32 protein-coding genes, 2 tRNA genes and 1 pseudogene are annotated in these 25,142 nt (G+C 35.3%); 24 read left to right on the top strand and 11 right to left on the bottom strand.

The genetic code is table 11. From position 1 onward, the window contains the following. Positions 1 to 3: 3 nt before the first annotated feature. Both cueR and MKL36_RS08315 read left to right on the top strand, forming a co-directional pair. Positions 4 to 405: a Cu(I)-responsive transcriptional regulator gene (gene cueR / locus MKL36_RS08320; RefSeq protein ID WP_001020650.1), complete on the top strand. Its 402-nt coding sequence runs from the start codon at positions 4 to 6 to the stop codon at positions 403 to 405. Positions 406 to 433: 28 nt separating this feature from the next. After that, entirely contained in the window at positions 434 to 841 is a 408-nt protein-coding gene (locus MKL36_RS08315; protein WP_021510510.1) for a GFA family protein, read from the top strand. Between the two features lie 592 nt (positions 842 to 1,433). Here the strand turns inward: MKL36_RS08315 and MKL36_RS08310 are convergent. Continuing rightward, positions 1,434 to 1,790 (bottom strand): four-helix bundle copper-binding protein, encoded by a 357-nt coding sequence (locus tag MKL36_RS08310; protein WP_021510509.1) that lies wholly within the window; start codon positions 1,788 to 1,790, stop codon positions 1,434 to 1,436. Between the two features lie 479 nt (positions 1,791 to 2,269). Continuing rightward, positions 2,270 to 2,599: a hypothetical protein gene (locus MKL36_RS08305; RefSeq protein WP_000980495.1), complete on the bottom strand. Its 330-nt coding sequence runs from the start codon at positions 2,597 to 2,599 to the stop codon at positions 2,270 to 2,272. Between the two features lie 439 nt (positions 2,600 to 3,038). Here MKL36_RS08305 and MKL36_RS08300 point away from each other — a divergent pair, with 439 nt between their 5' ends. Both MKL36_RS08300 and MKL36_RS08295 read left to right on the top strand, forming a co-directional pair. Further along, a complete protein-coding gene (locus tag MKL36_RS08300) occupies positions 3,039 to 3,632 on the top strand; it encodes a LysE family translocator (protein WP_002070071.1) in 594 nt (197 codons plus the stop codon). Positions 3,633 to 3,682: 50 nt separating this feature from the next. Further along, positions 3,683 to 3,907: a hypothetical protein gene (locus MKL36_RS08295; protein ID WP_000825869.1), complete on the top strand. Its 225-nt coding sequence runs from the start codon at positions 3,683 to 3,685 to the stop codon at positions 3,905 to 3,907. A gap of 224 nt (positions 3,908 to 4,131) precedes the next feature. Here MKL36_RS08295 and xseB read toward each other — a convergent pair whose 3' ends face one another. Together xseB and xseA are read right to left on the bottom strand one after the other, a co-directional pair. Further along, on the bottom strand, positions 4,132 to 4,326 hold the full coding sequence (xseB, locus tag MKL36_RS08290; RefSeq protein ID WP_000998196.1) for an exodeoxyribonuclease VII small subunit: 195 nt from the start codon (positions 4,324 to 4,326) through the stop codon (positions 4,132 to 4,134). Continuing rightward, complete coding sequence (gene xseA, locus MKL36_RS08285; protein WP_001283238.1) at positions 4,319 to 5,581, bottom strand: exodeoxyribonuclease VII large subunit; 1,263 nt, start codon at positions 5,579 to 5,581, stop codon at positions 4,319 to 4,321. Before xseA ends, xseB begins: the two co-directional genes overlap by 8 nt. 255 nt (positions 5,582 to 5,836) lie before the next feature. Between xseA and MKL36_RS08280 the strand changes: the two genes are divergently transcribed. Together MKL36_RS08280 and MKL36_RS08275 are read left to right on the top strand one after the other, a co-directional pair. After that, positions 5,837 to 5,913, top strand: a tRNA-Met gene (locus MKL36_RS08280). A gap of 173 nt (positions 5,914 to 6,086) precedes the next feature. Continuing rightward, a complete protein-coding gene (locus MKL36_RS08275; RefSeq protein ID WP_000636785.1) occupies positions 6,087 to 6,320 on the top strand; it encodes a transposase in 234 nt (77 codons plus the stop codon). A 151-nt stretch (positions 6,321 to 6,471) separates the two neighbouring features. Here the strand turns inward: MKL36_RS08275 and MKL36_RS08270 are convergent, their stop codons facing one another. Then, positions 6,472 to 7,143, bottom strand: coding sequence for an XRE family transcriptional regulator (locus MKL36_RS08270; protein WP_001185369.1), 672 nt, complete (start codon positions 7,141 to 7,143; stop codon positions 6,472 to 6,474). A 600-nt stretch (positions 7,144 to 7,743) separates the two neighbouring features. Between MKL36_RS08270 and MKL36_RS08265 the strand changes: the two genes are divergently transcribed. Together MKL36_RS08265 and MKL36_RS08260 are read left to right on the top strand one after the other, a co-directional pair. After that, complete coding sequence (locus MKL36_RS08265; RefSeq protein ID WP_000427180.1) at positions 7,744 to 8,133, top strand: hypothetical protein; 390 nt, start codon at positions 7,744 to 7,746, stop codon at positions 8,131 to 8,133. Between the two features lie 37 nt (positions 8,134 to 8,170). Continuing rightward, complete coding sequence (locus tag MKL36_RS08260) at positions 8,171 to 8,716, top strand: glycoside hydrolase family 108 protein (RefSeq protein ID WP_021510508.1); 546 nt, start codon at positions 8,171 to 8,173, stop codon at positions 8,714 to 8,716. Positions 8,717 to 8,782: 66 nt separating this feature from the next. On the opposite strand, the gene MKL36_RS08255 is transcribed toward MKL36_RS08260, so the two are convergent. Continuing rightward, on the bottom strand, positions 8,783 to 9,400 hold the full coding sequence (locus MKL36_RS08255; RefSeq protein WP_002058137.1) for a LysE family translocator: 618 nt from the start codon (positions 9,398 to 9,400) through the stop codon (positions 8,783 to 8,785). A gap of 517 nt (positions 9,401 to 9,917) precedes the next feature. Here MKL36_RS08255 and MKL36_RS08250 point away from each other — a divergent pair. The 3 genes from MKL36_RS08250 to MKL36_RS08240 all read left to right on the top strand — a co-directional run bounded on the left by MKL36_RS08250 (position 9,918) and on the right by MKL36_RS08240 (position 11,656). Next, the gene (locus MKL36_RS08250; protein ID WP_000072673.1) at positions 9,918 to 10,133 is read left to right on the top strand and encodes a cold-shock protein; all 216 of its coding nucleotides are present in this window, start codon (positions 9,918 to 9,920) and stop codon (positions 10,131 to 10,133) included. Between the two features lie 203 nt (positions 10,134 to 10,336). Beyond that, positions 10,337 to 10,561, top strand: coding sequence for a hypothetical protein (locus tag MKL36_RS08245; RefSeq protein WP_000350299.1), 225 nt, complete (start codon positions 10,337 to 10,339; stop codon positions 10,559 to 10,561). 279 nt (positions 10,562 to 10,840) lie between these two features. Continuing rightward, on the top strand, positions 10,841 to 11,656 hold the full coding sequence (locus tag MKL36_RS08240) for a pyrroline-5-carboxylate reductase family protein (RefSeq protein ID WP_000932369.1): 816 nt from the start codon (positions 10,841 to 10,843) through the stop codon (positions 11,654 to 11,656). A 156-nt stretch (positions 11,657 to 11,812) separates the two neighbouring features. Here the strand turns inward: MKL36_RS08240 and MKL36_RS08235 are convergent, their stop codons facing one another. Next, positions 11,813 to 11,932 carry a hypothetical protein gene (locus MKL36_RS08235; protein WP_001982898.1) on the bottom strand — a complete coding sequence of 40 codons (120 nt, stop codon included), beginning with the start codon at positions 11,930 to 11,932 and terminating at the stop codon, positions 11,813 to 11,815. Between the two features lie 485 nt (positions 11,933 to 12,417). Between MKL36_RS08235 and MKL36_RS08230 the strand changes: the two genes are divergently transcribed. The 3 genes from MKL36_RS08230 to MKL36_RS08220 all read left to right on the top strand — a co-directional run bounded on the left by MKL36_RS08230 (position 12,418) and on the right by MKL36_RS08220 (position 14,717). Continuing rightward, the gene (locus MKL36_RS08230; RefSeq protein WP_001127325.1) at positions 12,418 to 12,876 is read left to right on the top strand and encodes a hypothetical protein; all 459 of its coding nucleotides are present in this window, start codon (positions 12,418 to 12,420) and stop codon (positions 12,874 to 12,876) included. 292 nt (positions 12,877 to 13,168) lie between these two features. After that, positions 13,169 to 13,513: a hypothetical protein gene (locus MKL36_RS08225; RefSeq protein WP_001004676.1), complete on the top strand. Its 345-nt coding sequence runs from the start codon at positions 13,169 to 13,171 to the stop codon at positions 13,511 to 13,513. Positions 13,514 to 13,610: 97 nt separating this feature from the next. Beyond that, positions 13,611 to 14,717 (top strand): minor capsid protein, encoded by a 1,107-nt coding sequence (locus tag MKL36_RS08220; protein WP_021510507.1) that lies wholly within the window; start codon positions 13,611 to 13,613, stop codon positions 14,715 to 14,717. Here the strand turns inward: MKL36_RS08220 and MKL36_RS08215 are convergent. Continuing rightward, the gene (locus MKL36_RS08215; protein WP_086374227.1) at positions 14,712 to 15,926 is read right to left on the bottom strand and encodes an MFS transporter; all 1,215 of its coding nucleotides are present in this window, start codon (positions 15,924 to 15,926) and stop codon (positions 14,712 to 14,714) included. The genes MKL36_RS08220 and MKL36_RS08215 overlap by 6 nt on opposite strands. A 111-nt stretch (positions 15,927 to 16,037) precedes the next feature. On the opposite strand from MKL36_RS08215, the gene MKL36_RS08210 reads away from it, so the two are divergent. From MKL36_RS08210 to MKL36_RS08190, 5 genes and pseudogenes are all read left to right on the top strand, one after another. Next, positions 16,038 to 16,484: a winged helix-turn-helix transcriptional regulator gene (locus tag MKL36_RS08210; RefSeq protein ID WP_005111506.1), complete on the top strand. Its 447-nt coding sequence runs from the start codon at positions 16,038 to 16,040 to the stop codon at positions 16,482 to 16,484. An 86-nt stretch (positions 16,485 to 16,570) separates the two neighbouring features. Then, complete coding sequence (locus tag MKL36_RS08205) at positions 16,571 to 16,900, top strand: hypothetical protein (RefSeq protein ID WP_001210983.1); 330 nt, start codon at positions 16,571 to 16,573, stop codon at positions 16,898 to 16,900. Between the two features lie 69 nt (positions 16,901 to 16,969). Next, positions 16,970 to 17,116: pseudogene (locus MKL36_RS08200) on the top strand (putative peptidoglycan-binding domain-containing protein); the annotation flags it as partial. 522 nt (positions 17,117 to 17,638) lie between these two features. Beyond that, positions 17,639 to 18,232, top strand: coding sequence for a DUF4142 domain-containing protein (locus tag MKL36_RS08195; protein ID WP_021510506.1), 594 nt, complete (start codon positions 17,639 to 17,641; stop codon positions 18,230 to 18,232). A gap of 380 nt (positions 18,233 to 18,612) precedes the next feature. After that, positions 18,613 to 19,242, top strand: coding sequence for a glycine zipper (locus MKL36_RS08190; RefSeq protein ID WP_021510505.1), 630 nt, complete (start codon positions 18,613 to 18,615; stop codon positions 19,240 to 19,242). 268 nt (positions 19,243 to 19,510) lie between these two features. Here the strand turns inward: MKL36_RS08190 and MKL36_RS08185 are convergent, their stop codons facing one another. The 3 genes from MKL36_RS08185 to cysS all read right to left on the bottom strand — a co-directional run bounded on the left by MKL36_RS08185 (position 19,511) and on the right by cysS (position 21,336). Continuing rightward, positions 19,511 to 19,648, bottom strand: coding sequence for a hypothetical protein (locus MKL36_RS08185; RefSeq protein ID WP_001171614.1), 138 nt, complete (start codon positions 19,646 to 19,648; stop codon positions 19,511 to 19,513). A 127-nt stretch (positions 19,649 to 19,775) separates the two neighbouring features. Beyond that, a tRNA-Gly gene (locus MKL36_RS08180) sits at positions 19,776 to 19,851 on the bottom strand. A gap of 63 nt (positions 19,852 to 19,914) precedes the next feature. Continuing rightward, positions 19,915 to 21,336, bottom strand: coding sequence for a cysteine--tRNA ligase (gene cysS, locus MKL36_RS08175; protein ID WP_021510504.1), 1,422 nt, complete (start codon positions 21,334 to 21,336; stop codon positions 19,915 to 19,917). A 213-nt stretch (positions 21,337 to 21,549) separates the two neighbouring features. On the opposite strand from cysS, the gene MKL36_RS08170 reads away from it, so the two are divergent. From MKL36_RS08170 to lptB, 5 genes are read left to right on the top strand one after another with little or no spacing between them, the layout of a single operon-like run. After that, positions 21,550 to 22,527 (top strand): KpsF/GutQ family sugar-phosphate isomerase, encoded by a 978-nt coding sequence (locus MKL36_RS08170; protein WP_001133556.1) that lies wholly within the window; start codon positions 21,550 to 21,552, stop codon positions 22,525 to 22,527. A 3-nt stretch (positions 22,528 to 22,530) separates the two neighbouring features. Further along, on the top strand, positions 22,531 to 23,070 hold the full coding sequence (locus MKL36_RS08165) for a KdsC family phosphatase (protein WP_000179337.1): 540 nt from the start codon (positions 22,531 to 22,533) through the stop codon (positions 23,068 to 23,070). A 37-nt stretch (positions 23,071 to 23,107) separates the two neighbouring features. Continuing rightward, positions 23,108 to 23,656, top strand: a complete 549-nt coding sequence (gene lptC / locus MKL36_RS08160) for an LPS export ABC transporter periplasmic protein LptC (protein WP_000381220.1) — start codon at positions 23,108 to 23,110, stop codon at positions 23,654 to 23,656. Then, complete coding sequence (lptA, locus tag MKL36_RS08155; RefSeq protein ID WP_000554244.1) at positions 23,640 to 24,188, top strand: lipopolysaccharide transport periplasmic protein LptA; 549 nt, start codon at positions 23,640 to 23,642, stop codon at positions 24,186 to 24,188. The genes lptC and lptA overlap by 17 nt, the downstream gene beginning before the upstream one ends. Beyond that, positions 24,188 to 24,934, top strand: a complete 747-nt coding sequence (gene lptB, locus MKL36_RS08150; protein ID WP_001183458.1) for an LPS export ABC transporter ATP-binding protein — start codon at positions 24,188 to 24,190, stop codon at positions 24,932 to 24,934. The genes lptA and lptB overlap by 1 nt, the downstream gene beginning before the upstream one ends. Positions 24,935 to 25,142 lie beyond the last annotated feature (208 nt).

Below are 25,142 nucleotides of genomic sequence, written 5' to 3'. Positions count from 1 at the left end.
GAGATGAATATCGGTCAGGCATCCAAACATTCGGGTATTTCAGCGAAAATGATTCGCTACTATGAAGAAATCGGTTTACTTGAAGCAGCTCAGCGTTCTGCTTCTGGCTATCGCATTTATTCAGAAACAGACCTTAAAACTTTAAACTTTTTAAAACATGCCAGAGAGTTAGGTTTTTCATCTGAACAGATGAAAGAGCTTATTTCGCTTTGGAAAAATACCGATCGGCATAGTGCAGAGGTGAAAGCTTTAACCGTAAAACACATTGCCGAATTAAAGCAAAAAATTGCTCATTTACAGGAAATGGTTAATATTTTGCAGGCTTCAGCTGATGATTGCTGTGGTGACCAGCAGGCTTCGTGTGCGATTTTAGACCACATTGAAAAAGGTGTAGGGGTAAGTTAAACCTTATAAAAATAAAAAAGGAAAAATCATGGCTTATACAGCTTCTTGTCTTTGTAATGGGATTCAACTTCGTATTAATGCCGAATTAGAACCCATGATGGTCTGTCATTGTAAGCAATGCCAAAAAGCACAAGGGGCTGCTTTTGCGGCCATCACTCAAGTACAAAAAAGCGATTTAGAGATTGTACAGGGTGAAAATCTTTTGCAAGCATATTTTGCATCGCCTAATAAAAAAAGAGTGTTCTGTAAAACCTGCGGTTCACCTGTCTGGAGTGAACGTTTAGATAAACCTGATGTGGTGCGTTTAAGGGTAGGGCTCATTAATGAAGAAATATCGACGCCAGTCATCTCTCATGCATTTGTCAATTCACAAGTGAAGTGGTATCCAATTTGTGATACGGCTCGCCAGTACCCAAATGGCATCGAAAACCCTTGAAATATGAAGGTTTGAAGTATTTTATTCATTTGTAAAAAAACGTGAACAGCACTAGCCATGAATAAATAATGTGCTATAAATGTACTTAAGGTAATCGTAATATCTCCTCGATCCACAGGGAAAACTTGGGACAGGGCAAAAGATACGATAAGACCTTATAAACAGCTAGCAAAGAGCAAATAAAAATGGATAGACACATTTTTTGAGTGCTCAACGTTGCAGAAAAGCCCGTGAAACGGGCTTTTTTAATGCCTATGAAAAGTTATTTCTAAGTGTGGGATAGCTTATGTTTTTAAACTATTTAAGAAAAAGTAATGTAAAAATAATAAAATATTTCAAATATACAGACTATTCTGTATTGCAATTTATTTTTATTAAGGGTACATTTAGTTAACGGTTTAAAGTTCAAGCTTAATAATGAACTCATGGTCGTTGTGGGAGATCTAAGAGCCTGCATTTTCCCCAAGATGCGGGTTTTTTTTATGCCTAAAAAAGTAATGACTCATCTGATCTAAAAATTTAATTCTTTGTTCTATAAAGTTTAAAAACCTACGAACGTAATAGGCCGTAGGTTTCTAAGCACGTCTAAAAATTAAGCACGATATGCCTGACAAGCTTGAGCACATGCTAAACATGCTTTTGCACAAACCTGGCAATGCTCATGTTCGTGTTTACTACACTCAGCTGCACATAGTTGACATGCATTAGCACATAACTGCATGGCTTGTTCAGCAAGTTCGGAATGTCTTAATTCTAAAGATGTGCATAACTGACAGGTTTCTACACAGGTTAAGCAGTGTTTGATACACTCACGCATCATATGCACATGCTCTTCTTGTAAACATGCAGAGGCACAATGCTTACAAGCAAACATACATTCAATGCAGGCTTGAATAGAAGTAGATGATTGATTAAACAGAGATTGATTTGGTTCTTGTGAGCTATTCATTTTAATATTCTCCTTTTGAAAGGCTATTATTAAAAAACCGAATATTGTTATCTTTTTTCATTTTATAAAATCATTTTTCCTATCGGGCACTTTGAAATGAAAGATCTACAAATGCTCAATACGAGATTAACCTCGTATAAGAATGTTACAGGTACTTTGTTAGCTAAATTCTAAAAAGACAGTAAAACCTTAAGAAGAGATACCTAAAAACAAAAAATAAAATTTGTTTGGATATAATACTTTTGGCTAATTTTTTAATGTATGAAAATTAGGCAAATTATTAGTGTGAACTTTAAGGGCACACGTAATGGAAAACATAGAACAGTACGCTCACGGAGCTGAGCATGAAGTCCACGTACACTGCAAACGATCATTAAGCACTTTAATACTGAGCTTGTTTGTATTAATTGCAACTGGTCGATAAAGAAAAAGCACCCACGGGTGCTTTTTCTGTATGACTTGACTATGGGAGGATTAAATTAAGAACCTGTAAAGCCGCGGCGCTTTTTGTAGGCTTTACGATCATAAGAGGGAATATTGGACTTTTGAAGATCAATAGCCAATTGTTTTCTGCGTTGAAATTGCACTTCATTTAAAAGCGCATCATAGATTTTAGGTCGGTCAGTTTTAAACTTTTCTACATCCAGTGGAATCTTACTTTCCTCTTTAACAATATACAAAACAGAACCATTGGCATTGGTTTCATATACTGTCCAACCAACCCGTACTGTATAGAGGCCGGTTTTCTGATCCTTTCCTAAATAAGATTTAAAACCATCGGGATGAGGGCGTACATAAGCATTCATCATGCATCCTCCATCAACTATTTAATTCGATGAAAGCGGCGATCAATGAATTGATGGGAACGATACATCTATTCAGTAAAATCACGATTTTCATGTGTATATATATTGATCAATTTGATAATTTCAAGCTCTGTAATTTTTCTTTTTTGTGGGATGAAAAACGTGAGAATTCATCTAAAAAGATACAAAAATAACCACTTCATTTTTATAGATAAATTAAGTCTATTTTTAACTTACTTTGGTTTTTTTTAAAATTTATGTGACGTATTTTGCAAATTTAAAATTGAATAATTTATAGTGAAGCTTGAGTTCATTTTTTATTAAGGATTTGATTTTAAAAAATAAAAAATATTTGTAATATTTCTTGTTACAACGATTTTGTCGACAATACAGGATTGTTTTTGACATATTTCGCCTAGCGTAATCAATAGAGTTTTTGCCTATGGTGTCATTTTTATTTATTGGACTTGTAGTCACTATTTTGTTGACTCCAGGACCAACAAATACATTATTAGCCTCGGCTGGCATACAAGCAGGGGTAAAGCATTCTCTTAAGTTGATTCCGGCAGAGGTAATAGGTTACCTGATCGCAATTACCTCATGGGGTGTTTTACTTGAATCGGTGTCTCATTTCATTCCATGGCTTCCAGCCATATTAAAGCTGATGAGTGCGGGCTTTATACTCTATCTTGCTTTTAAACTCTGGATGACATCGTCTGAAGATATTAAGTTAGACCGACCGCTTATTACGCCAAAAGCTTTATTTCTTGCGACACTTTTAAATCCGAAAGCTTTACTTTTTGCTTCAGCAATTTTTCCACATGCAGCGTGGGAAGTTCCTCATTTATATTTTATTCACATTGTTGTCTTTTTATCTTTAATTACCCCAATTGCTTTTTTATGGATTATGTTTGGAACAGTATTAATCTCAAATAAAGTCACTTGGTTAAATCAACGTAATTTACAACGTATTGCTGCATTTATTTTAACTTTTTTTGCCATGCCAATCGGCTATTCAGCGATTAGCTCATTTTAGACCTAACAAATTAATTTATATTAAAAAATTTAATATACAGGAGTTTTTTCATGAAGAGATTAAAAGTTGTTATTAAAGATCAGTTTGACCAAGAAAGTATTGCTTTAGCAAAGGTTAGGCCTGCGAATGATCAGAAATTAGAGCTGTATAAAAGTGTAGAGCATATCGAAATTGATGACGATATTATTCTACCGAATATGGATTTACTCTATGAAAACCCAAAAGATGGAAAAATTTATAAATTAGTTGGCCCGTTTAATGAAGATGAATTATAGAGGGGCGAAGGAAAGTTGATTTTTTCATCTGTTTTAGTGTTGCTTAAAATAAAAGCAAACTAACGTATAGACACAATTAAAATCTTGAACACCAAGGGGTCCTTATGGGACTATATTTCTGCAAAAATGTGACCTAATCCACATTTTTGTATTTCAGGACTAAGTGGTGTTCACTAAGCCCATTTCTTCAATGAGAAGTAGAAATGGGCTTTTTTTATGGAAATTTATTCTTTAAAAGTTTCATCTAAAGCTTGCTGGACTGCTTCAATGCGAGATTTGCAAGCTTTATAAGCACCAATGGATTCTTCAACAATCTTCATCAAATTATCAATATCCGGGCTTTCTTGAGATTCAAGTAATTCGGCATTTCGCTTTAAAATGTCATGACCTTCTTTAAAAGTCAGTTCTTTATCATTCATTTGGAATTACCTCGGTAATATTAGCGTTAATCGCTCCATCTTGCATATCAACAGTAATGGTAGAGCTTGTGATTTGGTGAATGGAACGAATTGCTTTGCCTTCTGATCTTACAATTGCATAACCTTTTGCTTGAATTTGTTTCGGGTTTTGCAAAAGAATTTCTCGCATAAGAGATTCAGTTTGCGATAGAGAAAATTTAACTTGTTGCTGTGAAACAAATTGAATGCGTTCCTTTATCTGCTCAAGGAACTGGTGAGCTGAATTAAGCTGAGCTTGGGCAGAGGATTTAATATGTTGTAGATATTGATCACTCTTGCTTTGGTAGGTCGTAATTTGATGTTGTGACAAGAGTTTGATTGTTTGCAGGTTGTCCACAGCTTCTTGTACACGTTCAACAATATGGTTGCGAATACCCGCAATTACTTTACTTGGAGTATCAAACGAACGATGTGCAATCTCGTCAAGGATAGTACGATCTTTTTCATGTCCAATACCGACCCAAATCGGCACGCTGCGTTTACAGAGGAGGGCGGCGAGCTCATAGTCATTTAAGTAAGCTAAGTCATTTACAGCGCCACCCCCGCGAATAATTACAATCAGGTCGGGTGGAAAGTTAAAATTATTTGCCCATTGTTTTAAACCTGTTGCCAACGACTCCATAAGACTGACGGCAGCCGTATTTCCCTGAAAGGTCGCACTTTGATAAACAAAATGACAAACCCTATTTCGCTCAAGAGCATCCGCATCCTTTTTAAAGTCACCTAAACCCGCAGCATTTTGAGGAGCAATAACTAATACATTTTGTATATCAAAAGGAGTAGGGAGAAGTTTGTTCTTATGTATTAACCCTTCTTGAGTTAAACGTTCTACAATTTGTTGATAACGTTTTGCAATTTCTCCAAGTGTAAAACTTGAGTCTATTTCTTCAATATTGACTGAAAATCCATATTGTGGATCGAAACGCGCTCTAATTTTGATTAAAACGTTTAAATCACTAGCTAACTCAATACCTGTTTCACGTTCAAACTTTAGAACAATTTTACTGGCTGAAAATTTCCAGATGGTTGCTTTACAGCTTGCAATGACCTTGTCGGTGTCAGCATCTTTTTCTGCAAGCTCTAAATAATAATGTCCACCTTTAACATTTAAATTACGAATTTCCGCTCTCACCCATACAGGCTCGTCAAAAGTCAGGCGTATGACTTCTTGCACTGTACCGAGATATTCACTAAGAGAGAGCTGAGGATCAGACATATAAACTATAAATGATGGGTTGAGACTAGATAGTATAAAAGCTACCCAAGCATGGCAATTGTTGTCTATGAATAACGGGTTCTGTTTAAAATAAATACAACAATTTAGAGTGTTAAAATTGAAATTGAGGGGGCTTATTTAATTTGAACGGATAAAAAGAAAAATTAATAAAAAGATAATTCTTAATAATTACAACCGATTAAAAAATAAAGTTTGCTTTATAAAATATATAAGCGTATAAAGCTTACTTCCAATTGCGGGGTGGAGCAGTCTGGTAGCTCGTCGGGCTCATAACCCGAAGGTCGTTGGTTCAAATCCGACCCCCGCATCCAAAATATTATGCTCTGTGATGTACTACTTTTCATGATACGAAATCATGGAAAGCAATTAGCTTATAAATAACCCTATATAAAGCTAAATATTAAATTCTAGACGAATTGTCCATACCTTAAATCTAGCGTTCTAATTAAATACCGTTAAATCACATGAGCTCAGTGATGAGTGAATGATTGTGAATATAGTAAATGAGTGGCAAATCGCCACAGCCGTAAATGGCAATGAAATTAATGTGAGGATTGTTCCTCACGTCCGTAAGCAAAACTCGCTTGATGGTTATCGTTGGGTTGAGGTTGGAAAGAAAATTCAGCTTCAAACTGGTGAAGAAATTGAGTTAAACCAAGACGGAAAAAGCTTCTATGCTGGGTTTAATCAACTTTATCGTTTAAATACATATTGTTGATAAAATCATGGTAATAAAGCAAAAAAACCTATCCCTTTTAAAGGAGATAGGTTTTTTTATATCAAGAAGAAAGTTAAATAATTAAAGTTATAAAAAGACGAAAGTGATGAAAAAGGTCTTATTATTATTTTAGCTATATTTAATAACTAAATTAGCCTGCTCTCCAGAACTGACGCCCCATGACCTTAAAGTTTTTTCCGTTCTCTTCGGTGACACGTCGGTCCCTAAATTTTTCATTTAAACTATGCAAAATTAAAGAGCCATCTGCCTCTTTAAAAATTTGTTTAATCATGCCTTCACCAGCAAAATAAACGGCATAGATTTCACCATCAATTACTTCTGTTTGAGAAATATCAATACCGACCAGATCTCCATCTTTGATGTAATCGGTCATACTATCGCCCTTAGCTTTAATAATACGCATGCATTCCTGAGCAACACGTTTTTCTTTAAAGAATGAAGCGGGGAAAGGAATTTTCCCATTAATTGCATCAAAATGAAATTCGATTGATTCGCCTGTACCACAAGAAAAACTCGCTTCAACTACTTCGATCCAGACATATTGGTCTGCTGCATCGTTATTCACGACAGTAGGACTAAATACATCACTTTCTCTAAAAGAGTCTTCTGAGTTTCCTGTAGTAAGCCAATAAGCATCTACACCTAAAAACTGTGCAATGAGTGGAAGAAAAGCAGATTTTAAATTCTTCCCCGATTCTAAAGCTTGATAAGCAGGCTGAGACATTTTTACTGCTTCAGCAACCTCTGCCTGTGTTTTTTTAGCTTTAATCCTTGAATCTTTTAAACGGTCTTTAAGAGCCATAATGATCGCACCAGCTAACTTATAACAAATATATAACTTAAGTTATATTTAGTAAAACAACTATAGTTATTGACTAATAATAACTATAGTTATAATATCAGTTATAAGGACATATTGATAGAACGAAAATAATATTTTATTTGAAATTTATTTCTTAATTTTATCAATACCTTATTAAGAAAGTAACAATTATTCTGCCTCACTGGACGACAGAATATAAAAATGGTGATAGTCGATGAGTGGTTTATACAGACTATTAAAAACAAGAAATGGAATAAAAAAAGCCCGATTCCGTGGATCAGGCTTAATGTTCGTCGATAAAGGGTATCAAGAACATGAAGAATCTAACAAAGAATTTAATGCGTCACAAAAGTTTCCGATATACGGCAACGTGTTATCTCAACTTTTTGGTCAAAAAAGAGAGGTTATCTAGCGGTGTAGTTTTACTGAGGCTTATGTCATTCGTAGCGGTTTAAAAAGAACAAGATCGACTAGATTAAATCTGTGTACATAGCAGAGTTAGATATAAAAATATGAAAAATAACAAAGCAGTAGCCATGATTATTTTTCAAAAAATTACACTTTAGGCAGGATTAAATTATGGAAAATTTTTTAACTTCAAATGGGCTAGCTGCCGCTTTTAACCTTTATGGCACTGTCATGATGGTGGCTTTAGCAGTGAGCTTAGTTGTTGCAGTAGTTTTAATTATGCGCTTTCCACGTTCACCTCAAGAATGGGTCGTTGGTTTGATTTGTACGGTTGTTTCAAGCTTGACTGGTGGCTCATTCATTATCATGAAATGGAATTTACATGAGTGGGTGACAGATATATGGGGAATGATCACTTTAGGTGGATTCTTCTTTATTTGTGGCTTACCTGGTTGGGCAATTGTGAGGTGGATATTTAATTTCATTAATAAACAAGAAGGAAAAACCATTGTTGAAGTCATGAAAGATCTAAAAAAAGCGAAAGATGATATCCAAAGCTAATAGCTGTTTGGCCCTAATAAAGATGAGGACAACTCTTATGAATATTGAACAATATTTAGATGCACTAATAAAACGCGAAGGTGGCTATGTAAATGATCCACTTGATCATGGGCATGCGACTAAATTTGGAATTACACAAGCCGTTGCTCGTAGTTATGGTTATCAAGGTGCAATGGAGAATTTAACGTTAGAGACAGCCAGAGAAATTTATAGGAATCAATATTGGCTTGAGCCGCGATTTGATCAAGTTAATTTGATCAGCGCACTTACTGCTGAAGAGTTATTCGACACGGGTGTGAATTGTGGTATTAGTTTCACAAAACCACTTTTACAACGTGCATTAAATTTATTGAATAGGCAGAGCAAAGAAGGCTGGGTAGACCTTAAGGTAGATGGTGAATATGGGCCAGCCACTTTGCAGGCTTTAATAAAATATATTAAAAACCGTGGTAAGGAAGGTGAAAAAGTGCTGGTACGGCTTCTTAATATTATGCAAGGCCAACGCTATATTGAAATTACGGAAACAAATCCGAAGCATGAGCAATTCTTTTATGGATGGCTTGCTAATCGTATCAGCTTATAGAAAAGCTAACTTGCTAAAGCTATTGAGTTATAGCCTTACAAGTTGGCTCACTTTCATAAAATAGTTTTATTGAGTAATAAGTAAAACTGCTAAAAGAAAAAATATACAACCACTGACTTTATTGAGCTTAGAAAAATTATTTCCGGCAAGCATCTTCTCTTTGAATATTGAGGAAAAGTTGGCATAAACTAAATGAATTAAAAATCCGATCAAGCAGAATGTTAAAGATAAAACCAAAAACTGATTTAATATTTCTTTTTTAATATCAATAAACTGTGGAAAAAGGGCAATAAAAAAGACAATTGTTTTTGGATTAAGTAGTGAGGCAAACAACCCTTGATAGAAAAGCTTTGATTTCTTTATCCCTTTTTCATTATGTTCAGTTTCTAATAAGTCTTGAGTCGGGGTTTTTTTAATAAAATTTTTATAACCTAAGTACATTAAGTAAAAGGCCCCAATAAATTTTAAAGCAGTGAAGATAGTAGGGTTGCTAGTAATAATAAGTCCGACACCGCTTGCAGAAATCACGGCGATAATAAACATACCAATAATTAAACCACTAATACCAAATAAAGCTGTCCTCACACCATAATTTATTGAATTTGTTACTGTAAATAAAACGCCTGGGCCTGGGCTTGATAAAGTAAGAAAAGCAATGGTTATAAAAACTAAAAGACCGCTCACCTTGATACTTCCTGTTTATCATCAATATGTTAATTGCATGCCTACTTTAAAGCAGAATAGGAATAATGTATACAGACAAGTATGTATAATTTATAAAAAAGTAAATTAAAGGATGGTATTTGAAAGTTCCTACACAATTTTATTTTTTAAACTCTAAATTATTTGAAAATTAAAAATCCAATGCTTTGAAAAGTATTAAATATATTTAATTAATATATAGATATAGTGTTAGAAAATTATATTTAAATATCATTGAAAATCAGATAGAAAGTTAAAATTTGATACCTTCGTATTCAATAAGAAATGAATTAATTAAGATATCGATTGCAATTCGTTAAGAAGCGTGTATAGTCGACACTAACTACAAAAATATTCATGTTACCCAAAGTCTCTCTTTTCGCAGTTTTATTTATAATCCTCCGTATATTTTTAGATATTTAAGTAGAATGTGTATTTTTTAGTTCTATTGGTTTGCCCAATAATAAATGATAATGTTTTTAAAAGTTAGGATTAATTTATGTCTAATACTACTGGTACAGTAAAATGGTTTAATGAAACTAAAGGTTTCGGTTTTATTCAAACTGATGAAGGTAAAGATGTTTTTGCACATTTTTCTGAGATTCAAACACAAGGCTTTAAAGTTCTTTTAGAAGGTCAGCGTGTTCAGTTTACTGTAACACAGGGTAAAAAAGGCCCACAAGCTTCGAATATCACAATTGTGACGAATGCTTAAACTAAAGTAATTTGATGGTTTTAGACGATTTGATCTGTAGTGATTTGCTCAATTAAACGGCTCTAATCATCAAGATAGTTAAAAAACCCACTTCTTCCTTTGTGGGTTTTTTATATGGATAATTAAATAAGTTGATTATTTGTTTTATATAATATAGAAATTAGAATTGTGTTGTATAAGTTGACTTTATAACTGGTATAAAAATGGATATTTGTATTGGCGGTATTTTAAACGGTAAAGTAAGAAAGAATAATGAAAATTATTTCTCTATAGGAAATCCTCATTCAGATGATGTAACGGAATATCACAAGCAATATTTCCATTTGGATGGAAAGCTTTTATCATTTTGGGTGTGTAATGAAATTAATTTTCAAGAAGCCTCCAGAATAGCTGAAAGTTTCTTTAAAAAAGAACAAAGTTTTTATTAAGTAAATTTTAATTAAATACTTTAAGTCTGGTAAGCCTATTTCTTTAATGAGATAAGCTAAAAATTATTTTTAATTACATATTTTTAACAATTTAGATTAATTTGTTATTCATAAAGTCATAAGTAAAGAGTAATCTTAGCTCAGAATTTAAAATCGTTGTAAAATTAAACTTAACATTCATGAAAATTTATTAAATTTTTCTTGTCTTAACGGTACATGACTTACGTCATAAATAATATTTCTTTTTGTAGTATATCTAAAGGAAGGAAATAATTCTAAATGTTGAATATAGTACAGCCTAATATTTGCTTCATTGGTAGCAGTAATTTGTCTTTAGCTTTAATTGGAGGTTTAGTTTTAAAAGGCTTTCAAAGAGAAAAAATTAATCTAATAGAGGAAGTCAAATTTGAGAATCAAATCATTCTAAAGCAAAAGCAACATGAGGTGAAAAAGGCAGATATAGTTGTTCTATTACTAGACCCAAAAGACTTAAAGGCTATACTGGCGCCCTTAAAAAAATGGTTAGCTGATAAAACTATTGTGTCGATGATGGCCGGAGTTAATATTAAACAATTAATGAGTATTACGGGTTCAAAAAAAATTATCAGAGTCATTTCTAATCCCCCTGTATTAACTTATACAGGTACCCATGTGTTAATTGGTTCAGACTATTTAGAGCCTTTAGATAAAGAAGTGATAGAAACAATTTACTCAGCAACAGGGCGAACCTATTGGGCAAATTCAGAATCCCAAAGTGACGCGATTATTGCTTTATCGGGTTCAGGACCAGCTTACTTCTTCTATATTCTCGACAGTATGGTGAAAACAGGGGTGTCTATGGGGCTAGATAAGCAATTTGCTTTAGATCTAATACTTCAAGCTGCATCAGGCGCTGTAGAAATGGTTCGTAAAAGTAATGTTCAGCCTAGTGAGTTATGTGGCAAGGTCACATTAGCGAATGGTATTACAGAGTCTGCATTACGAATGTTTGAATTGGGCAACCTCTCTGATGATATTCGGCTGGCTTTAAAAGCAGCTTACCATCGTAGTAAAGAAATAAGCTTAGAAATTAATGCAGAAATTACGAGACACTAGCTTTGGCTGATTGCAAAGTACCTTCCAAATATTAACACCTTATATGTGGAAGGTATTTTTTTAACCACCCTGGTTTAGCCGTATAAAGGTAAAGCAAACATTATCTTTCAAAGAACCATCAAAACGGCTACTTTAAAAATTAATTATTAGCTCAAGTTATGGAATTTGTAGGAAATACTCCCAAATAATAAAACCTAAGCCGAACCCTAGCATTGAATAGAGGGTAATAATAAATAGTACAAAACTAGCTTTATTTTTCTTTCTTAAAAAACTCATGTTAGCTACCTCGTGTCTAGATAGTTACTATCATGAAGAAAGGCAAGGTGTAATCATAGATACAGAGTTTTTTCAAAAAAATATAACAGATGGGTAGGTGTTATAACCTCATCTTTAATTAAGTTTTTCTTCAAATTTATGACTGAAAAAAGACTAAAGTATGGTGAATCTAGAAGCATGAGAGGTACTTATAAAAATTATTTCTACATTGTTTTTTAATAATAATTTATTACTCATGTTGTGTGAAAAATAATCATTTACAATTGAAAGAAAGTATTTCTAATTAGTTAAAAGTATTAAATAAAATTGTGAAATATTTAACATTAGTTTGACTATTTGTGTTCCGTTATGGTGCAATTTTACATAATATAGGTAATTCTTACATTGTTTTAAATTTATTTGCACTCAATTACAATTAAGTCTTCATAATCAGAAGATGAATTTTTTTATTTTCAATTATTTATAATAATATTGAGGAGGAAGAAATGCCAAAGTATTTAGCTATAGCGGAGAAAGTATACAAGGAAATTAAAAAAGATAATTTATTTACTGAAGATACCATTCAAAATTTAAATTGTTTAATTAGCTTGATTCGTAAAGCAATTAAAGGTACTGAGTTCAAACTTAAGTACAATTTTATAAATTTTGAAGAATGCTTAAATCAATTTAATAAAGAAAAATCAGTGCATATTGATTTAAGTCTTATGCCCAAGTTTAAAAATGAAGATGAATTCATTTTGTGGCTTGCAGGCTTTATTGAGCGAATGACAATTGGAGGGAAAGAGAAGCTTCCTCCAATTTCAAACTATATTCCAAAAGGCTTTAAAATTGATCAAGCCGAAATTCCTGTGGCTGCTGAACCAAGCAAAGAAGAAAATGCTGAGATGATTATTAACTACTTTAAATCTGAGGATTTCATTAAAAATAATAAAATATCCTCTTAAATATAGAAGTATTTGTCCACCTTACTTCTATATCTGGCTGATAATATTCAGCTACCGCCTTCTGGGGCGGTTTTTTTATTTAACAAGCTTAAATGATCAGCATATAAAACTTATCAAAAATGACAGTAAATATGGAAATGTTTTATAAAGAATTAATAATGACATAAAAAATAATAAGTTGGAGATTATATTGTTATTTTTATTAAAATATTTTTCACATAAAAATAATCTTAAATTACGTATAGAAACATTTACTGGTACATAATTTCCAAAAAAATAGGATGATGAAGAGATGAATGAGAATGCTGAACTCATTAAATATTTAGATATTGCCGAAAATGTATACGAAAATATGTATGAAAAGTACCAGATTACGGATAACCCTGTAACCAATCTCAATAGAGTGATGGCAGAAATTAGAAAAGAAGCCGAACAAAATGATTTAAAGTTAAAATATACCAAAATTGATTTTGAAGAATGTTTAACTAAGCCTCTTTCTGAAAGAGAGATAAAAGTTGACTTAAGTCTACTTCCTCGTTTTGAGTATAGAGATGAATTTATTTTATGGCTCACTAATTTTATTAGAAATATTAGTGTGCAAAAAAAGTTCGTAAAACAAAAGTACTATTTTAATTAGCTTTATAAACTTTTTAACTACTCAAAACTATTAATAAATTTTATAGAACAGCGATATAAAAAGAAAAATAAAGTGCACCTTTGTAGAGGTAACTTACATGAAGAATATTACTGAAAAATCACTTTTTGATGTTTTTACTCAGCATCAAGCTTATCTCTACCGAGCATCATCGCGATCGGTAAATGAACTTTATAAGTTTTTTAATAGTGAAACGATGGTTATGCTTGATCGGTTAGGCGATTTAATGAAAGAGCTGAATGAAACTGAGAGGTTTGCTCTTGCTGGTGGGGAGTATACAACTCAGCATCTAAAAAACATCCAACTTGTTATTTCGAACTGGTTTAATTCAATTAGCACAGTTTTACCGGAAATTTTTACTCACTCGGCAATTGCTTTGGCTATATATGAGTCAAACTATATGGCCAAACTATTTGGTAAGGTTATTAAAGATTTAGAGGGAGAGCAGCTTTATCAGTCAATAAAACGAGTGCCTTTGGCTGGCGGTGCCTTGGTTGATGAATCCTTAGCTCAAATTAGTGAAAATGCCCTTCAACGCATTGAATATGCTATTCGGGATGGTATGAATACTGGGATGACGCCTCAGCAAATCATCAAACGTATTACGGGTACAAAACGCCTTAAGTACGAAGATGGATTGCTCAACAGTACCAGAATCGATATTGAAAGAATTATTAGAACGCTACGTAGCCATATATCAAATCAGGTCTATTTATATAACTTCAAAAATTTTAATTTTGAATATGTAAGGTTTGTGAGCGTTTTAGATGGCAGGACTTCTAAAATCTGTGCAGCCATTGACGGTTCTATTTGGAAACTGAATGACCCGGCGAAAAGAGTGCCACCTTTGCATCCGAATTGCCGAAGTATTCTGGTTCCCGTAAGTAAGGATGGAAGGCTTATTGGGAACAGATCTTTCGTTATGGATGAAAGAAAAGTACGAGATATTCCTAAAGATGAGCGGACTCAGTTAATGGGGCAAATAGACGCAAATATTTCCTTCAAAGAATTTTTTAATCTGACCGATAATTTTTTCCAAAAAGAATGGTTAGGCCCTAAACGTTATAAGTTATATAAAGAAGGGCAATTTGATTTTGATAAATTTTTTGATCCAAAGGGCCGGCTCTATACTTTGGATGAATTGAGAGAATTAGATGAGAGAACTTTTAAAATACTTGGGTTATAGCTTTATCGTTCTCCACCAAAATAATAACGTCAATAAACTTACACATGCGCCTAGACTACATACGCCGAGCCATCCTGCATAAGCATAAGTCGCTGTTGTGCTGATTGCACCCAGTCCACTACCTATTGCATAAAAGAGCATGTATAGACCAACAAGACGACTATGTGCTTCTGGGCGAGTACGAAAAATCATACTTTGGTTGGTCACATGCAGGGCTTGTCCACCTAAGTCGAGCAATACTATGCCAATCACCAGCGCCCAAAGTGAGTAGATCATAAGTGAAAGCGGCCACCATGCGAGCAGCAATATTAACAGTGCTGCCAAGCTTGTGCGCTGAGCATATCCGCGGTCGGCCCATTGGCCAGCACGAGTGGCGGCTAGAGCACCGATTGCACCGAACAGTCCAAAAGACCCAATTACAGTATGCGAAAAGTTATAGGGTGGTGCACTTAACGGTAGTACCAATGCGCTCCAGAGAATATTAAATGCCGCGAACATGAGTAAGGCTAATACACCGCGCACTTGTAGGACTTTTTCTTGGCGCAGTAGCTTTAACATAGAAGCTAGAAGTTGCGGGTAGCGCATGGTAACGGGCTGAACATTTAAATGAGGGAGTCGCCTCCAAAGTGGTAAGGTAATCATGAGCATAATGATAGCTGCGCAAAAGTACACGCCGCGCCAACCCGCTATATCACTTATTCCTCCTGAAAATACACGGGCAAGCAGTAACCCAATGAACACACCACTCTGTGCAGTACCAACCACATGCCCTTGCTCATGTGGGGCCGCAGCACTTGCAGCATAGGCAATAAGCCCTTGTGTCATGGCTGTGCCGAGTAGGCCAACCGCAAGCATTCCTGTCAAAAGAATAATCGTAGAGTGGGCAAAGGCAACCATTAGCAATGCAGATATTAAAGCCAGTAGTTGCAGTGTCATTAACCGACGCCGATTTATAAGATCACCTAACGGCACTAAAAACACGAGGGCAAGTGCACAACCTATTTGAGTGGCTGTAACCACACCACCAATGGCGGCATGACTCACATTAAAGTCACTCGCCAAGATGTCGAGCAAAGGCTGTGCATAATAGACGTTTGCTACGCTTGCACCACTTGCTATAGCAAATAGCAAAACTACGCTACGAGGTAGGTTCGAATGCGTTTTATTGTTATCTACCGGAGACATTGAAGATACAAGGGAGGCTTTCATTATTCTAAATCCATCCAATCTAGTTTTAAAATACAACTAGTTGAATGTTAGATCGACTGGTTTTAAAATGCAACTAGATATCTTGTTACTGATTATTGGTAAGGAAACTCAATGGCTAACTCTACATTGATGAAAGAAGAACCTTGTCCTGTTGCACGCTGCGTCAATCTCATAGGAGATCGCTGGTCACTGCTTATTGTGCGCGATGCATTTGACGGAATGCGCCGTTTTGGAGATTTCCAGCGGAGCTTAGGCGTTGCACGAAATATTCTTTCTGACCGGCTGAAAAAGTTGGTGGATGTTGGTGTCCTTGAAATGCAAGATGCTTCAGATGGTACGGCTTATCAGGAATATGTGTTGACCACTAAAGGGGAGAGTTTATTTCCTGTAATTGTTGCTCTACGTCAATGGGGAGAACACAACTTATTTGAAAGTGGTGAGCGCCATTCTCTATTAATTGATAAAAATACAGGTCAGCAAATTCCATTTATGGCACCAGTTACAGCAGATGGAAAAGTGCTTAATGCTTCTGACACTCATGTGCAAAAGGTCAAATAAAATAAGAGAATAGAAAAATTAACCTTTTTTAACTTAAATTTTGGGAGATTAATTGCTAACCTTGCGCGTCAAATTAAGGTGAGATTATGAGATTTATATTCCTCTTTATAAGCGCAATTTCAATTCAATGTTATGCAGCATCTGAAGCGATGGAGCTTCATTACTGTGAAACTGTGAAAAAAGCAGCGAGTGGCGTGATGGATGCTAGACAACATGAAGTGCCAGCTAAAGAGTTACATGACATCGCCAATCATCTTGAAGAGCAACAAGCCAAACAACTTTATCAAGAGCTTATCAAATCTGCATATTCTTCAAAGCTATTTGAAGACCCTCTCATTAAGTCAAAAGCTGTCGAGAATTTTCAAACCACGTGGCATGAACAATGTTTGGCAAAAGAATTAGCTAAAAATATGTGAGTGTTAGGGGAAATGGCTAGCTTAGGTTGGAAGATAGAACTTTATTTCTTACTTACCTCTTCACTAACACTGGCTAAGCGCGGTAAAGAAGGAGAGAAGGTATTAGTTCGGGTTCTTAATATCATGCAAGGCCAATGTTATATCGAAATTTGTGAGCGAAATCCTACCCAAGAGCAATTCTTTTATGGTTGGATCGCTAACCGCGTTTCACTATGAAGGTTCTGATTTCGCTGTGTATTCTACTTTCAGGTTGCACAGCTCATACGATATCTACAAAAGTGCATGTCACTGTTTGTGTGCAGTGTGTGAATTAAAGTCTTTAGGAGAACGCTTTTTTATAGATGGGTGAATAAGTTAAATTGGTTTAAATTTTCTTTAAATATATTTAATTTTAGCTTTAGTATCTATAAGTTAATATAACGAGCTTTATTGTTATTTTCGTAAAAATAAAAAATAAAAATTTTTTTAAGTTAATGTTTTTTAAAATCATATATATTTTATATTTACATTAATAAGATTGGATACAGGTGCATAATTTATTATTAAATTTATATCATCTACTTTAAATAAGCTATTTACCCTTTGCGAATAATATTCAACGAGCGGTATAAATATGGTTGATTGAAATAATGAATAAATAACCCCAACCTTGAATTTACAAGTAGGGATATAGATTGGAAATGTGAAAAAGCTACCCATAGGTAGAAATACTCATGAATTAAGTTAAAGGATATTGGTATGAAAGCTATTTTAACGAAGAAAATTATTAGCTGTATCGCAATTAGTGGTGTTTTAAGTTTCAGTGCATTTGAGATTATGGCAGCGAATCAACAAACTATAAATGATGGGAAGAATCACTCTACAATATTAAATGAAAACTATGAAAATTTGACTGATAGTCAAATTTTCAAGATATTAAGTACAGCTAATAATGGTGAAATTAAGCAGGCAAAAACTGCATTGCCAAAATTAAAAATGGATGAAGCTAAGAAATATGCTGAAATGATGATTAAAGAACATTCAGCCAATGAAAAAAATGCACAAGCGTTGGCAAGTCGGTTACAGTTGATTTCACAAACCAGTAATCTTAGTAAATCATTGCAAAATGATAGTGATAAAATTATTAGTAAGCTTAATCAAATAACATCAGATACTGATAAAAATTATATGATGAGTCAAGTTAAAGTTCACCGTAAAGTTTTAACGATAATTGATAAGCAGTTAATACCAAACACGAAAAGTTCTGAATTAAAAAATATGCTCGTACAAACACGTGATGCTGTTGCGAAACACCTAAAAGCAGCTGAAGATATATTTAAAAATATGAAATAATATATAATTATTATCTTTTAAAAATATATTTAAAAAGCCTAGTATTAATTAACTAGGCTTTTTTAAATTGCATATACATAAAATCATAATTTCCTGCAGGGTAGTGTAAAACTAGAATGTTATGGGTAATGTTTAATCTAGCGAAATATAATGATTATGGGGTAAAAATGATATAATTGTAAAGACTATTTGAATAAAAATTTTTATTGATGAGAAATAATTTCTTTAATTAATAACATCTCCTTACTTAATAGGGGTATTTATGAAACATAACTAACCTAAAGGTGAATTATAATAATTGTCAAGCATATTTCAAAAGTTCTTTTAATATTCTAGCTCTTTTGAAAGACACTAGATTTTAAAATATAGGGAGTAAGAAAATGGTAAATACAAAACAATCAAATTCAGTTGGTAATCATACGACTCAAAAAGAGCCATCTTCTAATGGTAATGTATCAAATAGCAAACCATTACAAGACATTTCATCCACAATTGATAATGCTCGTCCAGATTTAAACTCTCCACCGACTAATAACAATCATGTACCCGATATGAATGAAGGGGGAGAGAATTTGGTTGCTACAGGCGCAGGAACCTTGGGAGGAGCGGCGGTAGGTGCTGCATTTGGTGTTGTTGGCGGCCCTCCAGGTGCTGTTGTTGGGGGGATTATTGGTGGTGTGGTAGGGGCAATAGCAGGTAATGATATAGCTCAAACAAATAATCAAAAAGATGATAGTAATGACTGGCAAGAAGAAGATAATTATTGGCGAGAAAACTATAAAAAAATGCCATATTATACTGAAGACAAGAATCTAGAATATGATCGTGATTATCGGGCGGCTTATCGTTTAGGTTATGAAAATCGTGTAGATAATAATGCAGAAATTAATTTTTCCGAGGTTGAATCTAAATTGAAAACTAAATGGGAACAAGTTAAAGGTAGTTCACGTCTACAGTGGGAGGAAGCTAAATTTGCTGTAGAAGATGGATTGAAAAAAATTCATCCTTAAGTCATTTAATACTTAGAAAGTCTCCTCAATGGGGGAGACTTTGCGATAATATACTTTTAAGCTAATTTTTAATTTCAATATCAATAAAAACTTAATGATGGGTTTAATCATAAAATATTAATTATATTTTCATTATTCTTTCTTCTTTAGGCATTTAAGCATTTGAACAATTAAGCGGGCACTCTTCATTTTCTGCCTTCTTCTTGATAGTACTGTTCAAAAGGGGCATAGAAGGGGATATGGATTTTTCAGACTCAGGATTAGCCTGTTAAGATTGTAATTCTAATAATTTTTTAGCGGCCCATTGTTCACACTCACTCGCAGTATCTCGAGTAGCTGTATAATGTTTACCTAAATAACGGACAGTGATGCGCCACGCGTCTCCGCGCTTAACCGGCTTTTGCATAATAACACTCCAAATTTCATGGTACTGCAATGGAAATATAAAGCGTTTTTTAATGCGAATTTTGAATTGACCTATAGACAATAAAAAAAACCACCTAACTCTTTCGAATTAAGTGGTTTTTGAATTTTGGAGCGGGAAACGAGACTCGAACTCGCGACCCCAACCTTGGCAAGGTTATGCTCTACCAACTGAGCTATTCCCGCAATGTGAGCACATTATAGAGTGTTTCATTAAAGTGTCAACACTCTTGTGATCTAATTGAACGTTTAATCAGCACGACGCCAAACTGTACCTTGACGTGTATCTTCAAGAACTACGCCTTGCTCAAGTAAAGACTGACGAATGCTATCTGCTTTAGCAAAGTCTTTTGCTTTTTTCGCATCAACACGTTGTTGAATGAAATCTTCAATTTCCGCATCAGACAAAGCAAGCGCATCTTGTCCAATATCTGATTTTAAGAAATCGTCTACATTGTGTTGTACCAAACCTAAAATGTTAGTGAGGTGACGTAATGTCGAATAAAGCACAGTCGCTTGGTCAGCTTGCTCTTCTTTTACAGCACGGTTTAACTCTTTGTTCAGTTCAAACAATACAGCCATTGCTTCGGCAGTGTTGAAATCGTCACACATTGCATTGTTAAAGCGCTCAACAAAGCTTTGATCAAGCGTTTCAGTTGTCGTTTGACCATACACTTGTTGGTAAGCTTTAAATGAATGATAGAAGCGAGTTAAAGAAGTTTTTGCTTCTTTTAGTGCCACATCAGAGAAGTTCACAGGACTACGATAGTGTGAAGACACAATAAAGTAGCGGATCACTTCTGGGTGGAATTTCTCCATTACGTCACGAATCGTAAAGAAGTTGCCTAAAGACTTAGACATCTTTTCACCGTCAACGTTAATAAAGCCAACATGCATCCAGTAGTTTACATATTGCTCACCAGTCGAAGCTTCACTTTGCGCAATTTCATTTTCATGGTGCGGGAACATTAAATCTGAACCGCCACCATGAATGTCAAAGTGATTGCCTAGGCAGCAAGTCGACATTGCAGAACATTCAATGTGCCAACCCGGACGGCCATTACCCCAAGGAGATGCCCAAGATGGTTCATTTTCTTTTGCATGTTTCCAAAGCACAAAGTCAAAAGGATGTTTCTTTTCAACTTCTACATCAACACGCTCACTTGCGCCAGCTTGCATGTCATTAAGCTTACGGCCAGAGAGACGACCATATTTTTCAAATTTGGTGACTTCAAAATACACATCACCGTTTGAAGCAGGGTAAGCAGCGCCTTTATTTACCAGATTACCAATCATATTTTGCATCTGGTCAATATATTCAGTCGCTTTAGGTGCTTCATCTGGTGCTAAACAGCCTAAGTTCGCTGCATCTTCATTCATGGCATCGATGAAACGCGTGGTGAGCTGTTGGATTGTTTCACCATTCTCATTCGCACGTTTGATGATTTTGTCGTCAATATCGGTAATGTTGCGAATGTAGCGGACTTTCCAGCCTTGACTACGCAAAAAACGGATAATGTAGTCAAATGCAACCATAACTCGAGCATGCCCGATATGACAGTAGTCGTAAACGGTCATACCGCAGACGTACATATCGATGTGACCTTCTTTGCGAGGTACAAATTCAACTTTTTTTCGTTGCTCAGAGTTATATAAAACAAACGGTTGCATAAGGGTTTTCAAACACTCAACAAAAATAGTGTTACATCATAACTGATGCATCATTTTTAACAAAGTTTTATGCATGAATTTTATAAGCTTGTGAAATCTTATACATTTAAAAACGTGTAACTGATTGAGTTATGCTAGAATGCCCCCAAATCTTTTGATTAAAATCACCGATCTCAACCAGAGATCAGATCAATTATTTTGAGTCAAACTCGTATGCCTAATCCTACAGATTTCCAAAGCAGTGCATTAGCGACATTGCGCATTGAGCAACAAGCCATAGATGTATTAGCAACACAAATTGATGACCGTTTTAATCGTGCTTGTGAAATATTATTACAATGCAAAGGTCGTGTTGTGATCACGGGTATGGGTAAATCTGGGCATATTGGCCGAAAAATGGCAGCGACATTTGCTTCGACAGGCACGCCGTCTTTCTTTATGCATCCTGGCGAAGCAGGGCATGGCGATTTAGGAATGCTGGTTCGTGGCGATGTACTTATTGCAATTTCCAACTCGGGAAAAAGCGATGAAATCATGATGTTGATGCCACTCATTAAGCATCTTGGTGTACCTCTTATTACGATTAGTCGTGATGATAAAGGCCCAATGCCGCAAAATGCAGATATTGCTTTAACTCTGGGTGAGTCTGACGAAGCATGCCCTTTAGGTTTAGCGCCTACTTCAAGTACGACAGCGACTTTGGTTTTAGGCGATGCTTTAGCAGTTGCTTTACTTGAAGCTCGTGGTTTTACTGCTGATGACTTTGCTCGTTCGCATCCGGCAGGTGCGTTGGGTAAGCGTTTACTGTTACATGTAAAACATTTAATGCATACAGGCGAAGAGTTACCAAAAGTTTCACCTGATACACCAATGAATCAAGTACTTTACGAGATCTCAAATAAGCGTTTAGGCTTGACAACAATTGTTGATGAACAAGACCATCTACTTGGTATTTTTACAGATGGGGATTTACGTCGTCTCATCGATAAACAGCAAGGGTTTGATGTAAATTTACCTGTGTCTGAAGTGATGACAAAGAAACCGTCAACGATCTCTCAAGAAGCACGAGCTGTAGAAGCTTTACAACAACTTAACCAGAAAAAAATCAGTCAGTTTGTGGTAGTCGATGACCAGAACAAAGTGATTGGTGTAATTAGTATGCATGACCTTATTCAGGCAGGGGTGAATTAATCAATGGCATCGTATGCATTGTTAGAACAAGCACGTCATTTGCAGGCATTGGTTCTGGATGTTGATGGTATTTTAAGTGATGGCTTTGTGACATTAACCAACACGGGTGATGAAATTAAATCATTCGACATTCGTGATGGTTTGGGTATGAAACTTGCGCAACAAGCGGGTATGAAAGTCATCATTATTACTGGGCGAAAAAGTAATATCGTTGAAAAACGCATGTCCGATTTAGGTGTCGATCTGGTGTTCCAAGGCCGTGAAGATAAAGGTTCGGCGCTACGTGAAGCGTGTGCACAGTTTAATATCCTGCCTTCAGATTGCTTATATATGGGTGATGATTGGCCGGATCTGTCAGCATTTGCCATTGCCGGAATGAGTGTTACTGTTCCAAACGGACATGAAGAAGTGCGCCGTCGTGCGGATTTGGTAACACAGGCGATGGGTGGCCGTGGAGCTGTGCGTGAAGTTTGTGATATGTTGCTGATCGCAAAAGGCATTTACCAAGAACTTCTTGAAAAATATCTTGCAGTACCGCATTAATAACAAGATTACTTAAAAAGGTAGGCTATTCCTGCTCATGGATACCAGAGTTTTATATATTGTTGCTGTAGTGGTTGCTGCTGTGAGTGGTGGTTACTACTACTATAGTGGCAAGGCAAAAAAACTGGACATTGGTTCGGCGAAGAATATGACTTATTCGGCGCAGGGCGTCCATTTGACTCAAACTGATGACAAAGGCAATTTGTATATTCGTGCTGAAGTTCGTCAGCTTGAACAGGATATGCAACAAAAAACGTCAAAGTTGGATCAACTCAATGCCACTATGTATAAATTAGGTAAAGTTGATGCAACATTCTTTGCTAAACAAGCTTATGGATATGATGATAATCAAAAGGTTGTGTTATCGGGTGACGTGGTAGCCACTAAGTTGGCACCGCAAGGAACCATTGAGTTTCAAACCGATGAATTAACTGGTTATCCAAAAACTAGAGACATTGAAACTAATCATCAAGTGACAGTTCAGTCTCCACAAGGCGAGTTTGTGAGCAAAGGACTAAAAGCCAATTTGAATAATGGTCAGTACGAATTTTTTAATATTCGAGGAAAGTATGCACCAAAGTCTTAATTTAAAACGTTCTTCAGCTTTCCTAAAACAAGCTGCGGTAATTACATTCGTTGCTTTATCATCTGCTTCGACTTTTGCTTTGCCGTCTGACCGTAATCAACAAATTTCATTAGTGGCAGACCGAGCAACTTATAATGAAAAAACCGGTTTGACGACTTATACGGGTAATGTGGTGATTGAGCAGGGCACCATGAAGCTTCAGGCCGACTCAATTGTTGCTACGCTAAACTCTAAACGTGAAATTCAAACGATCACTGCTAAAGGTAGACCGTCTAAGTTTCAGCAACAAATAAGTGCTGATAAAGGTATTGCACGCGGTGAAGGACAAACGATTGTTTATAATGCAGATACAGGCATTATTACCTTGTCTGGCGGTGCATATTTATACCAAGATGGTTCAAGTATTCGCGGTAACACCCTGAAATATAGTATGAATAAGGGTGATGTTGAAGCTCAAGGTTCTTCTTCAAACCGTGTACAAATCATTATTCCACCTTCAAGTTCAAAAAGTTTCCCAGGAGCGCGTGACTAATGCAGCAAGCTCTTCAACAACCGCAAACTTTGTGTATTAAACACTTAGCAAAAAACTATAGTAAGCGTTGGGTTGTCAAAGACGTCTCTTTTAGTATGCAAAGTGGACAGATTGTTGGTTTGCTTGGTCCTAACGGTGCTGGAAAAACCACCAGTTTCTATATGGTAGTTGGACTAGTGCGCATGGATAAAGGTGAGATTCATCTTGATGACTTGGATATGTCAGACCTAGCGATGCATGAACGTGCGCGTAAGGGTATTGGTTATTTACCTCAAGAAGCTTCTATCTTTAGAAAATTGACGATTGCTGAAAATATTATGTCGATCTTAGAGACGCGTAAAGATTTGAATAAACAGCAACGTCAGCAGCGCCTTACTGAGTTATTAAATGACTTTAAAATTAGTCATATTAAAGATTCATTGGGAATGAGTGTATCTGGTGGTGAACGTCGTCGTGCAGAAATTGCACGTGCTTTGGCCGCAGATCCGAAATTTATGCTTTTGGATGAGCCGTTCGCTGGTGTTGACCCAATTTCAGTAGGCGATATTAAAGATATTATCCAGACCTTAAAGGATCGCGGTATTGGTGTCCTCATTACCGATCACAATGTTCGTGAAACTTTAGCAATTTGTGAACGTGCTTATATTGTAAGTGAAGGCTCGGTAATTGCCGAAGGCACACCCCAAGAAATTTTAGACAATGAACAGGTACGTAAAGTCTATTTAGGTGATGATTTCACAGTTTAATTAAAGACATTAATCTGTTTGGTTAAAAAGAGGTCAAGGCCTCTTTTTTTATTTTTTGGTATTTTATAAATAAAAACAAATACATATATCAATCATTTAATGAAAAAATAATGTGTGATTTATTCCATCAATTATGCTGCTTTAGGTGAAAAACTATGTAGAATGTAGAAGCTTTTAAACGATAACAAACAAGATCAACAAGATAAGC

The sequence above is a fragment of the Acinetobacter sp. AOR12_HL genome, from assembly GCF_027855275.1.
Taxonomy (GTDB): domain Bacteria; phylum Pseudomonadota; class Gammaproteobacteria; order Pseudomonadales; family Moraxellaceae; genus Acinetobacter; species Acinetobacter baumannii.
This window is presented reverse-complemented; position numbering and strand designations above follow the sequence as displayed.